Genomic DNA, 12,678 nt, shown 5'->3' on the forward strand with positions numbered 1-12,678 from the left:
TTACTGTTCCTGCTGTGTAGGTGGCTCTTCTTCGCCTGGTTCAGGCGGTCTGGTTGTGATCCGTATGCCACCATGAGGTAAGCGGATCACCCTTACTTTATTCTGTTCTTGTTGTGCAGTTTCTTCCGCTGCTTGCTCTGATGCAGTTTCTGCTTCAACTGGCTGTGGCGTTTCGACCACTACGGGCTCGTACGCATATTTTGACAGAGCTATCACGACCTTGCGGTTTTGACTGCGCCCTTGTGCAGTAGAGTTGTCTGCAAAAGGAGAATGCTGCCCATACCCTTCAATCGCCATACGCTGTGGTGCAACACCTAACTCTTCCAGTAACCGGACTATAGACGCAGCCCGGGCAACTGACAATTCCCAGTTCGACGGAAACTGTTCGGTGCGAATAGGCACTGAGTCAGTATAACCCCGCACTCTCATAAAATTGTCTGTCTGCTTTAAGATAGCCGTGAGTTCAGCCATCACTGCTGAAGCAGAGCTGTTTGAACTGGCACTGCCACTGCCAAACAACAAACCACTATTCAGTTCAACTGTTAACCAGTCTTCATCAAGGCTCACTTTAGCTAAGCCCGACTCAACCAGGCTGCGTAAAGCGCGATTGATCTCTTTTTGCATCCCTGCCAGAGGGCTGCCCAATTTTGTTCTGTCGATCTGTTCCAGTTTAGAGTTGTCGGCCAGCAAAGTTGGGCCTGTCGCGTCTTCTAAACCAGAACCATATAATTCAAAATCACTTTGTGGATGGATATCAGGCTGCACTGACTGGCCCTGAATACCCGTCTGTTTTTTCTCTGTCGCTTCGACAAACACCTTAGAAATAGTGTCCTGCAGTTTCTTAAACTGTTCCCGCTCCATGGTAGACATTGAATACAGCACCACAAAAAGCGCAAACAACAAGGTCATGTAATCGGCGTAAGACACCAACCAACGTTCTGCATCTGATTTGTCCGCTTCCACAGCGACAGAACGGCGAGGCCTGTACATTTAACTAGCTCTGTATGCCTGAAGTTTGGATTCCACACTACGAGGGTTTTCCCCTAGCGCTATAGAACACAAGCCTTCGATCACCATCGAATGAAACAACGCGCGCTCTTCAACCAATACTTTGATTTTATTAAATACCGGTATAAATACAAAGTTAGCCAAACCTACACCATAAATAGTAGCAACAAAAGCTGTAGCTATCCCCTGCCCTAATTCGTCCGGGTTGGAGATATTAGATAAGGCCAGAATAAGACCAAGCACAGCACCTACTATGCCTATAGTCGGACTATAGCCGCCCATAGCTTCGAATACCTTAGCAGCTCTTAATAAGCGCTCTTTCTCCAGATGCAATTCGGTGTCGAGAATGTCCTGCAGTATCTTGGCTTCGGTGCCATCGACCAGCAAGTTCAAACCACGTTTTAATAAGGGTTCTTCTTCATTCAGCGCATCCTGTTCTAAGGATAAAAAACCTTGCAGACGAGCGGAATGCCCCCATTGGGTAATACGTTCGATAGTGGAGTCAAACTCAAGTTTAGGTGCAGTGATCACCCAAGGCAGTAGCTTCATACTTAAGCGAAACTGCGCAGCTGGGCTTTGGATCAGCACTGCCCCTAAAGTACCACCAAAAACGATACAAAAGGCAGGCCAATGCAACAGGCTCAGAACGTCGCCACCTTCCTGACTGAAGCCGCCGACTATGGCCACTAACGCGATAATAATACCGGCAAGAGTAAGCTTATCCATGACCTACTTCAGCAACTATTCGGGCTGCCACATCAGATAACGCCACTTCAAGATCGGTTAAACCTGCAGCTGTCACAGCCTGCGGCATGCCATACACCACACAACTGGCTTCATCCTGCGCCCAGATCCGGGAGCCGGATTGCTTCAGCAAACGCGCGCCTTCACGGCCATCAGACCCCATGCCTGTTAACACTATGGCTAACACCTTGTCATTAAAGACTTTAGCTGCTGTACCAAAAGTAATATCTACACTGGGTTTAAAAGTAATACGCGGAGAGTCATCTTCCCGTACCCGCAGTCTGGCCTGATTTTCATTGCCATCTACCAGCATTTGTTTACCACCTGGCGCCAGATAAGCCACTCCGGGGCGTAAAATATCGTTGTCTGCAGCTTCTTTGACTTCAATTTTTGCCAGACCATTTAACCGGCTGGCAAAAGCACCGGTAAAGGCGGCAGGCATATGCTGAATAAGTACTATAGGCAAAGGAAAGTTGGCAGGCAAAGCAGTGATAATTTGCTGTAAAGCAACAGGACCACCTGTTGACGTACCAATGGCGACCAGTTTGTAGGTTTTACCACTGGAGTCATAACTGCCCCCACGTTGTGATTCCGCACGTTCAGCCGCTCTGCTCTGAAGTTCAGCACGTTCAGCTAAAGCTCTGGCAGCCAGACTTTGAGCCAAAGGTGCTCGTGCTGGTATGGCAGTTGAACTTGCAGCAGGCGTTGCTGCAGTGCGGGATGCTAAAGTCGAGCTTGCAGAGCCGGTTAAACTGGATGGCCTGGTGATCACTCGCCTTCTGGCCACAGTTTTCACACGCTGACGTAATACATCAGCAGCTTCGGCTTTATCGCGGGCTATGTCTTCAAATTTTTTCGGTAAGAAATCGATGGCGCCAGCTTCAAGCGCATCTAAAGTTGCCTTAGCACCTTCATGGGTTAAAGATGAAAACATCAGAATAGGCGTGCGCTGCACCTTTAAGATTTCACGCACGGCCTGAATGCCATCCATCACCGGCATTTCAATGTCCATCGTAATGACGTCTGGACGTAGGGTTAAAGCTTTTTCCACCGCCTCTTTACCATTATTGGCGGTGGCAATGACCTCTAACTCGGCATCCTGACTCAGTATTTCCGTCAGACGGCGACGGAAAAAACTGGAGTCATCAACAACTAATACCCTTATGGTCATAGTGCACTCTCTTAAGCTGAGAATTTGTCAAAGCGATCAAATTTTATTTTGGAGCGTTTTGCATAATGCTTCAGCAGGTTAGGCACATCTAAAATCAGCGCTATACCGCCGTCTGATGTGATAGTAGCGCCAGCCATACCCGGAGTACCTTGCAATAAAGCATCCAGAGGTTTGATCACCACTTCTTCCTGACCAATCAGAGAATCCACCACAAAACCAATTTGCTGTGTGCCGATTTGCACTATCACCACATGGCCTTGTTCGCGCTTTATCTTCTTGCTTGAACCTTTAACCAGCCAATGCTCGAGATAAAACAGCGGAATAGCTTTGTTTCTGACCACTATCGTCAACTGACCATCGACATTGTTGGTTTTGGCCAAATCCAGATGGAATATTTCGTTGACTGTCGCCAATGGTAAGGCAAAAGTTTGCTCGCCCACTATCACCATCAAGGTTGGCAATATCGCCAAAGTCAGCGGCACTTTAATTTCTAATAAGGTGCCTTGACCTAACTTAGAGTTGATATGCACTGTACCGTTTAATTGGGTAATTTTGGTTTTCACCACATCCATACCCACACCACGGCCAGAAATATCGGAGATTTGCTCTTTGGTGGAGAAGCCAGGGGCAAAAATCAAATTAAAGGCTTCAGTATCTGACATACGGGCCGCTGCATCAGGCTCAAGCACACCACGTTTAATCGCAATGGCTTTGAGTTTTTCCGGGTCCATACCTGCACCATCATCAGTGATGGTTAACAAAATATGATCACCAGCCTGTGAAGCAGCTAAACGGACCAAACCTGTACGAGGTTTACCCGCTTTCACCCGAACATCCGGCATTTCAATACCATGGTCGACCGAGTTACGCACCAAGTGGACCAATGGATCGGCCAGAGCTTCCACCAGGTTTTTATCTAAATCTGTTTCTTCCCCTTCCAGCACAAGGTTAATGTCCTTTTGCAGAGAACGGGCTAAATCGCGTACAACCCGAGGGAAACGGCCAAATACTTTTTTGATCGGCTGCATCCGGGTTTTCATCACTGCGCCTTGTAAATCGGCGGTGACTACATCGAGGTTGGCGATAGCTTTGCTCATTTCTTCATTTTGAGCAGAACCTGACAAGCTCACCAGACGGTTACGTACCAGTACCAATTCACCGACCATGTTCATGATTTGATCCAAACGTTTGGTATCAACCCGAACTGTAGTTTCTGGTTGGTTGGCGGCAGCTTTAGGATCGGCATCCGGATCTTTTGGCGCAGCAGCCACAGGAGCAGGAGCTGGTTTTGGCGCTGCAGCAGCTGCGGCTTTCACTGGTTCAGGGGCTTTTGCCACAGGAGCAGGAGCTGGCGTTACCGCAACAGGCGCTTTGCCTTTGCCATGTAATTCATCCAGCAAAGATTCAAATTCGTCATCAGAGATATCATCACCTGACGCCGCTCTTGCTTTTTCTGCTGGTTTAGCAGGAGCTTTTTCGACCGGCTTAGCTACAGCAGCAGCTGCTGCAGCTTCACCAGGGATAAAGGAACCCTGACCATGCAACTGATCTAAAATGGCTTCAAACTCGTCATCTGTAATGTCTTCACTGGCCGTTTCTTTAACAGCAGGTGGAGGCAGATTGGCTGAAGTATCACGGCCAGGAGCGCCGGCACCATGTAATTCATCCAATAAAGATTCAAATTCGTCGTCGCTGATTTCATCAATAGAAGAGCTTTCAACTGCAGGAGCTGTGGCGAACTCAACCACAGCATCAAATTCTTCCATGCTTATTTCAGCTTCTGGTTCAGGTTCTGAGGCAACAGCATGAGGTGCTTGCTCATCTTCAGACTCAGGCATGCTCAGGCGATGCAAAGCTTCGATAATTGCAGGATCGGCCGGGGTCAGTGGTTCGCGGTTTTGCACATCGGCAAACATAGCGTTGACCGCATCCAGCGCCTGTAAAATAACATCCATCAATTCTGCGGTAACACGACGTTTACCGGTACGCAGAATATCAAACACGTTTTCGGCGCCATGGCAGGCGTCAACTAATTCAGTCAGCGATAAAAATCCAGCGCCACCTTTGACAGTGTGGAAACCACGGAAAATGGCATTTAATAAATTTGCGTCATCCGGATTATTTTCCAACTCAACCAACTGCTCTTGCAGTAGTTCAAGGATCTCGCCGGCTTCGACTAGGAAATCCTGTAAAATATCCTCATCTAAATCAAAGCCCATGCTACAGCTCCCCTTTTAGAAACCTAAACTTGATAATAAATCGTCCACGTCATCCTGACCGGACACCACGTCATCACGCTCTGCTGCGTTAATAATAGGGCCTTCAGCTTCGTGACCTGCTTTTGGTTTTTTCGCTACGGCTGGTCGTTCTTCCATACTTAAATTGGTTTGACCGAAGGCCGTTAATAAACCAATTAAGCTGTCTTCCACTTCCCGGACCAATTCAATGACCCGCCGTAAAATCTGACCTGTTAAATCCTGGTAATCCTGCGCCATCAATACTTCGGTCAGCCGTGCATGTAAGGTAGCAGAGTTTCCTGTTGCCTGATGCAAAAAGCCATCAAGATTGTGACATAAGGCTTTGAACTCACCGACTTTTAAGTCACGACTCATCAGTTTTTGCCAATTTGGCAAAATAGATTGTAAGTGTGAGTTGAGTTCGTCAGCGATAGGAAGACAGTTTTCGACCGCATCCATGGTTTTGTTTGCGGCTTGTTCTGTCATATCAATGACGTGATTCAGACGTTTTTTCGCATCCGGAATATCATCTTCCAGTAGCGAACTTAAGGATGGATCGATTTGAAAACTTTTAAGCGAGTCGTGTAATTGCCGGGTTAGTTTTCCAACCTCGGCAAACAACTCAGAAGAACCCGGAACAGCCAGCTGTTGCACCAGTTGGTTAGCCGATTCGGTTTCGCCGAATTCAAGTAACTGAACCAGTTCACGGGCCTGTTCTAAAGAAATCAAGGGTGCCGTAGCTACAGACATGGTGTACTCCTTTGTCAGTTACGGTTTAACCCAGGCGTTCAAATACTTTAGCCAGTTTTTCCTGTAAGGTTGCAGCAGTAAAAGGTTTAACGATGTAACCATTCACTCCAGCCTGAGCGGCTGCAATGATTTGTTCCTTTTTCGCTTCAGCAGTAACCATCAGCACAGGAATATGTTTCAGCTTTGCATCGGCACGAATCGCACGTAACAAATCGATACCCTGCATGCCTGGCATGTTCCAGTCAGTGACGACAAAATCAAAATCACCGTTTTGCAGCATAGGCAAAGCAGTACTGCCATCATCAGCTTCAGACACGTTGGTGAAGCCAAGATCTCTTAGCAGGTTTTTAATAATGCGTCTCATGGTTGAGAAATCATCAACCACAAGAATTTTCATATTCTTATCCAAAATCCCCTCCGGTGAGAGCCCAAGCTGGACTAACTCAAACTATTACAACCAATCCTGCATCCTGGAGCGCAAACGCACCAGCGCCTGACTATGAATTTGACTGACTCTGGACTCACTGACATCCAGTACAGCACCAATCTCTTTCAAATTTAGTTCGTCATTATAATACAGCGACAACACTATCGCTTCTCGCTCCGGTAAGCTACTGATATTTTTTATCAACGCCTGTTGAAATGCATCAGTTGCCTGTTGTTCGTACAAATGATCGTCATCTTTATCATTTGCCGTCACTAACACATCATCCGAGATGCCCAGATCTTCGATACCAATAATGCGACCACTGCTGGCGTCACTAAGCATATGATGATACTCATCTAAAGATATATCAAGTTTTTCAGCAACTTCACTATCTTTTACATCACGACCCAGTTCAGATTCAAGTTCAGAAATGGCTTCAGCTATCATGCGGGAATTGCGGTGGACAGAGCGTGGAGTCCAATCGCCACGGCGAATTTCATCCAGCATAGAACCACGAATACGAATACCAGCAAAGGTTTCAAAGCTTGCACCTTTGCTACCATCAAAATTCTTTGCTGCTTCAATCAGACCAATCATGCCAGATTGAATTAAGTCATCGACTAAAACGCTGGCGGGTAAACGGGCTAACAAATGGTAAGCAATACGCTTCACCAAAGGCGCATGCCGCTCAACCATCAGTGTCAGTTGATCCGCGGCACCGTAGGCCGCAAGTTTGCTATTCAAACCAGACCTCTCGCTTCAGGTTGTTGCACCAGTTGTTCCAGGAAAAACTCCAGATGCCCTGAGGCCACAGGAGGCACAGGCCATTGCACAGCGCGGGTGGCTAAGGTGCGGATAGCCAGAGACGCCGGAGTTTTTGGAAAGGCATCGACAAAAGCTTTTTGCTTACGAGCCGATTTTCTGACGTTTTCATCAAAAGGAATAGTAGCAACTAATTCCAGACTGACATCTAAAAAACGGTCGGTCACACGACTTAGCTTAGCAAATAACTCCTGACCTTCTTTTAAGCTGCGAACCATATTAGCGACAATTTTAAAGCGTTGTACACCATGCTCACGACTTAAAATTTTCATCAGCGCATAAGCATCGGTAATGGAGGATGGTTCATCACAGACCACCACCAACACATCCTGCGAAGCTCGGGAAAAACTTAATACCATATCGGAAATGCCTGCGGCAGTGTCGACCAGCAACACATCAAAACGGGTGCGCATTTCGCTAAAAGCACGAATAAGACCAGCGTGTTCCACCGGTTTTAATTCGGTCATGGACTGAGTACCTGAAGTCGCTGGTACAATTTTAATACCAAAAGGGCCTTCAATCAGAATGTCATCCAGCTCAGCTTCGCCGGATAATACGTGGAATAAGTTTTGCTGAACCCGAAGTCCAAGCATCACGTCACAGTTTGCTAACCCAAGGTCAGCGTCTAGTACTAATACTTTTTTGCCCAACTGGGCCATAGCCATGGCGAGATTCAGCGTGACGTTAGTTTTACCCACGCCGCCTTTACCACCTGTCACCGCTATGACTTTTACCATCTGTTGTTGGTTCATTCTTCTCAGGCCACTGGCTTGATCATCATTCATCGGAAGATTATGCATAGGTTCCTTCCACCCGGGCAGTCGTGTCTGAATACCACTGATAACCCGTACTACTGTTAGAGGTCCGTAACTGCTCTGCCTTGGCAACCATTGTTTTTGCGTCGGCCATTTCGATGTCTTCAGGGACTCGTTGGCCATGGGTCAAATAACTGACCGGTAACGCATTTTGTATTGCCACGTTAATGATTTCTCCCAAACTTAAGCATTCATCAAGTTTGGTGAAAATACAACCCGCTAATGGAATACGTTTGAAATGTTCAACGGTTTCCTGCATCACGCGAGCTTGAGATGTTGCAGACAATACCAGATAACTTTTTATTTTGACACGCGAATTATGCACTAAGGACGCAAGTTTTTCAGCAAGACGAACGTCACGCTGGCTCATGCCTGCAGTGTCAATCAGTATTAATTTACGTTGTTGCAACTGATTTAACAGCATGGCTAACTCTTCGCTGTCTTTCACTTGTTTGACCGGGCAACCAATAATGCGGCCAAAAGTGGCCAACTGCTCGTAAGCCCCGATACGAAATGAATCAGTGGTAATTAAAGCCACCTGATCAGCACCGTGACGTTTGGCAAACTGAGCAGCCAGCTTAGCCACAGTAGTGGTTTTACCCACACCCGTTGGGCCAACCAGAGCCACGACTCCACCACGGCGCATAATGTCGTCATTGGTGGTGATCAACTGCCCTGTTAACAGCTCTAATGCGCTGTCCCAAGCTTCAGAGTCACTGATATCCTCTGGCATAAAGCAGGCAATCTGGTCAGCGACAGGCTCAGACAAACCCAACGCCAGCAGTTTTTCAATCACCATGGCACGAACAGGTTCACGACGCGCCAGATCCTGCCACATCAAACCAGAGACCTGATGTTGCAATAGTTGTTTCATCGATGACATTTCGCTGCGCATCGCATCGAACTGCTTTTGCATCAGTTTGGCTTGCTGCTCTTGATAGCGGGTTAATTCGTTTAAATTTACCGCAGCTGCGCCGGAAGATTGACGTTCAAGATCCGAAGGTGCTGAATTTGCAACCGAAAATAAAGCATTGGTTGCAGCAGCGGTTTTTACAGCCGCCATTTTATTGGCAGAGATAGCCTGAGCAGCTGCTGGTTGTTTACTGATTTGACGGGCGAGCAAAGCTTGCAGAGAATCAGCAGGCACTTGTTCTGGTTCATCATCAACTTTGATATTCAAACGACCGCCTACCGCAGGCTGAGCTGTGGCCTGAACTTCAGGCTGTTCCTTAGCTGGCGCGGCCTCGGGGTCTATCGCTGCTACAATTTCAACGCCACCAGCCACTTTTTTATTCGACAGGATAATGGCTTCAGGGCCTAAAAACTCTTTGACTTCTGTCAGAGCGGTACGCATATCTTTGGCAACAAAGCGTTTGATTTTCATAGCTTAACTCCTAATTCGACTGGCCTACCACACTGACAATACGGATTTGTTTGTTGTCAGGGATCTCTTGGTAGGACAAAACCCGTAATCCTGGAATACTGTACTTCACGAATCGTGCCATAACTGATCGCAAAATGCCGGATGTTAATAAAACTGCAGGTTCGCCAGCCAATTCCTGATTCTGACAAGCTGTAGCTAGAGACTGCTGAATACGTTCAGCTAAACCAGGTTCAATGCCTGCACCGTCATTGCCTGCTGACTGCATCGACTGATGTAACATCTGTTCCAGATCAGGCGCGAAGGTGATCACAGGTACTTCAGGAGCGCTGCCTACCACTTCCTGAATAATCAATCGTTTAAGCGCTACGCGACAAGAGGCTGTTAATACGTCAACATCCTGACTCTTAGCGCCATAGTCCACCAAAGTTTGTACAATGGTACGCATATCGCGGATAGGTACACCTTCATGCAACAGGTTTTGCAGTACTTTCACCACCACAGTCAACGGCAGCGTATCTGGTACTAAGGCATCCACTAACTTAGGAGAAGATTTGGCCAGCATATCCAGCAGGTTCTGTACTTCTTCATGGCCCAGCAACTGAGCTGCGTTATTGGTTAAAATCTGGCTTAAATGGGTGGCGACTACTGTTGCTGCATCCACTACTGTGTAACCTAAGGTCTGTGCATGTTCACGCTGGTTTTTAGCTATCCAAACCGCTTCCAGACCAAAAGCAGGGTCTTTCGTCGCTATACCTTTGACAGTGCCAAACACCTGACCAGGGTTAATCGCCAGCTCATTATCATGCCGAAGCTCTGACTCGCCAGTGGTCACACCCATCATGGTGACACGGTAGGTATTAGGTTCTAAGTCCAGATTGTCGCGAATATGCACAGCAGGAATAAGAAAACCTAGTTCCTGAGATAACTTTTTGCGCACGCCTTTAATGCGGGTCAGGAGTTCACCGCCCTGAGCTTTATCGACCAAAGGAATTAACCGATAGCCGACTTCTAAACCTATAGTGTCAACTGGCTGCACATCGTCCCAACCAATTTCTTTGACAGGAGCCATTTCAACAGGAGTCGTCATTTCGGCCTTTTTAATAGCTGCTGCTTTTTCTGCCGTTGGGTTTTCCACTCTGTACAGGTAATAGGCAGCGCCGCCAACAATAGCAGCCAGACTTAAAAAAGCGACATGAGGCATGCCGGGCACAATGCCCATAATGACAAGGATAGCTGTCGCGATGACCAGTACTTTGAAGTTACTGAACTGGCCTGCCATTTGGGTGCCAAAATCCCCTTCTTTGTTTTGACGCGTCACGATAATGGCAGTACCGACCGACAACAACAGGCCTGGTATTTGTGCCACCAGACCATCACCTATGGTCAATAAGGTATAAATTTCAACGGCTTCCATAAAGGGCAAGTCGTGTTGCAGTACACCAATGGTCAGACCGCCGATGATATTGATCACCATAATCACGATACCCGCCATCGCATCGCCTTTAACGAATTTGTTCGCACCGTCCATTGAACCGTAAAAATCGGCTTCTTCGCCTATTTCTTCACGGCGTTTGCGGGCCTGCTCAGCGTCAATGAAACCGGCGTTTAAATCGGCGTCTATTGCCATTTGTTTACCGGGCATCGCATCTAAGGTAAAACGGGCTGTCACTTCGGAAATTCGGGCAGCACCAGAGGTCACTACCATCATATTGATGATCACAAGGATAATGAAAACCACAAGACCCACAGCGTAGTTGCCACCAATAACCACTTCACCGAATGCTTCTACCACCTTACCCGCAGCATCAGGACCATTATGGCCTTCAAGTAAAATCACCCTGGTGCTGGCGATATTCAGGGTTAAACGCAAAATGGTAGCCACCAGAATAACGCTGGGGAAAATGGCAAAATCCAGAGGTTTTCGGGTGTATATGGTGACTAACAGTACTATCAGTCCAAGCGCAATATTAAAGGTGAATAAAATATCCAGCATCAAAGGCGGCAATGGCAATACCACCATAGCCAAAGCGGCCAGGATCATTAAAGGAGTGCCAATGCCTTTGATATAAGACAAAACTTCGGGGTTTATACGGGAAAATACTTGGGTCATCGACATAAAAAGCCTGACAAATTACTGACGCTACAGGCTGTTATACAAAAACCGTTCCACTTACTCAGGGTTCTGCTATTTAATGCCGATAATCTTCAGGTATAGGTAAGTCTCTCGCCAGATTTTTCGGACGTTTTCCTTTGCCTTTTTTGTACATATTCAACTGATAAACGTAAGCCAATACCTGTGCGACCGCAGCAAATAACTGCTCCGGAATAGGATGATCAAGTTCAGTGGTATAAAAAATGGAGCGGGCTAAAGCGGGCGACTCCAGCACCGGCACTTTGTTTTCATCGGCCAGACGTCTGATGTATAGCGCGACTTCATCTGCACCTTTGGCGACGACAACAGGAGCTCTGAACTTCGCCTGATCGTATTTAAGCGCCACAGCAAAGTGAGTCGGGTTGGTGACAACCACGTCAGCGGTAGGAACAGCAGCTATCATTCGGCGCCGTGCTGCCTGATACTGCAAGCTCCGAATCCGCCCCTTCACCCTTGGATCACCTTCAGAGTTTTTGTATTCATCTTTGACTTCCTGCAGCGTCATTTTCAGTTCTTTATGATGTTTCCACATCTGATAAGGCGCATCTATGGCCGCTATAACAATGACGCTAAAACAAATACCAAAAAACACCCAGGCCAGAATTTCCGCTGATGCAAAAATATCTTCAGGGCTGGTCATCAGGGATAACGCCATAATATCGTCAAAAAAGGTCGCAAGCAGTGCGAAGGTTAAACCACCTATCACCAGTACCTTGGCAATACTTTTAATCAATTCCACCATGGCCTGCAAACCAAACATTCGTTTGAAGCCAGCTATAGGATTGAGCTTGCTGCCCTTAAACCCAACAGCTTGCCAGGTAAAGTTATAGCCGCCAATCAGCACACTGCCTACATAAGCCGCCAGCATAATCAGTAGGAAAAACTTTAATAAGCCGGGAAATAACTCAACCAGCGCATCGCCCCAGACTGAAAACATCGAATTGGGATTAAAGATGTCCTTTTCATCCAGCGACAATAAACGACGACAAACTTCCAGCACTGACGCTGCTATTTCTTTGCCGAAGATTAAAAGACCTGCGCTGCTGCCGACCAGTACTGCGAAAGTGGCTAAATCTCTGGAACGCGCAACCTGACCTTTCTTTCGGGTGTCTTCCAGTTTTTTACTGGTGGGTTCTTCGGTTTTTTCCTGACCAGAGGTTGCCATAAC

11 protein-coding genes are annotated in these 12,678 nt (G+C 47.2%); all 11 read right to left on the reverse strand.

Features of this window, described 5'->3' with window-relative positions; genetic code table 11:
* The 11 genes from LSG37_RS00970 to flhB all read right to left on the reverse strand — a co-directional run bounded on the left by LSG37_RS00970 (nucleotide 1) and on the right by flhB (nucleotide 12,675).
* The gene (locus tag LSG37_RS00970; RefSeq protein WP_233077992.1) at nucleotides 1–990 is read right to left on the reverse strand and encodes a flagellar motor protein MotB; all 990 of its coding nucleotides are present in this window, start codon (nucleotides 988–990) and stop codon (nucleotides 1–3) included.
* Nucleotides 991–1,734 (reverse strand): flagellar motor protein, encoded by a 744-nt coding sequence (locus tag LSG37_RS00975; RefSeq protein WP_233077993.1) that lies wholly within the window; start codon nucleotides 1,732–1,734, stop codon nucleotides 991–993. It abuts the gene before it with no gap.
* Nucleotides 1,727–2,923 carry a protein-glutamate methylesterase/protein-glutamine glutaminase gene (locus tag LSG37_RS00980; RefSeq protein WP_233077994.1) on the reverse strand — a complete coding sequence of 399 codons (1,197 nt, stop codon included), beginning with the start codon at nucleotides 2,921–2,923 and terminating at the stop codon, nucleotides 1,727–1,729. The genes LSG37_RS00975 and LSG37_RS00980 overlap by 8 nt, the downstream gene beginning before the upstream one ends.
* 11 nt (nucleotides 2,924–2,934) lie before the next feature.
* The gene (locus tag LSG37_RS00985; protein WP_233077995.1) at nucleotides 2,935–5,142 is read right to left on the reverse strand and encodes a chemotaxis protein CheA; all 2,208 of its coding nucleotides are present in this window, start codon (nucleotides 5,140–5,142) and stop codon (nucleotides 2,935–2,937) included.
* A 15-nt stretch (nucleotides 5,143–5,157) separates the two neighbouring features.
* Nucleotides 5,158–5,910: a protein phosphatase CheZ gene (locus tag LSG37_RS00990; protein WP_233077996.1), complete on the reverse strand. Its 753-nt coding sequence runs from the start codon at nucleotides 5,908–5,910 to the stop codon at nucleotides 5,158–5,160.
* Between the two features lie 25 nt (nucleotides 5,911–5,935).
* The gene (gene cheY / locus LSG37_RS00995; RefSeq protein WP_008898490.1) at nucleotides 5,936–6,307 is read right to left on the reverse strand and encodes a chemotaxis response regulator CheY; all 372 of its coding nucleotides are present in this window, start codon (nucleotides 6,305–6,307) and stop codon (nucleotides 5,936–5,938) included.
* A 54-nt stretch (nucleotides 6,308–6,361) separates the two neighbouring features.
* Nucleotides 6,362–7,081, reverse strand: a complete 720-nt coding sequence (locus tag LSG37_RS01000; protein ID WP_269836413.1) for an RNA polymerase sigma factor FliA — start codon at nucleotides 7,079–7,081, stop codon at nucleotides 6,362–6,364.
* Nucleotides 7,078–7,959 (reverse strand): MinD/ParA family protein, encoded by an 882-nt coding sequence (locus tag LSG37_RS01005; RefSeq protein WP_436286411.1) that lies wholly within the window; start codon nucleotides 7,957–7,959, stop codon nucleotides 7,078–7,080. Before LSG37_RS01005 ends, LSG37_RS01000 begins: the two co-directional genes overlap by 4 nt.
* A complete protein-coding gene (flhF, locus tag LSG37_RS01010) occupies nucleotides 7,952–9,358 on the reverse strand; it encodes a flagellar biosynthesis GTPase FlhF (protein ID WP_233077997.1) in 1,407 nt (468 codons plus the stop codon). Before flhF ends, LSG37_RS01005 begins: the two co-directional genes overlap by 8 nt.
* 10 nt (nucleotides 9,359–9,368) lie before the next feature.
* Complete coding sequence (gene flhA, locus LSG37_RS01015; RefSeq protein WP_233077998.1) at nucleotides 9,369–11,474, reverse strand: flagellar biosynthesis protein FlhA; 2,106 nt, start codon at nucleotides 11,472–11,474, stop codon at nucleotides 9,369–9,371.
* Nucleotides 11,475–11,547: 73 nt separating this feature from the next.
* Entirely contained in the window at nucleotides 11,548–12,675 is a 1,128-nt protein-coding gene (flhB, locus tag LSG37_RS01020) for a flagellar biosynthesis protein FlhB (RefSeq protein ID WP_233077999.1), read from the reverse strand.
* Between the last annotated feature and the right edge of the window lie 3 nt (nucleotides 12,676–12,678).

The organism is Rheinheimera soli (assembly GCF_021290985.1).
Taxonomy (GTDB): domain Bacteria; phylum Pseudomonadota; class Gammaproteobacteria; order Enterobacterales; family Alteromonadaceae; genus Pararheinheimera; species Pararheinheimera soli.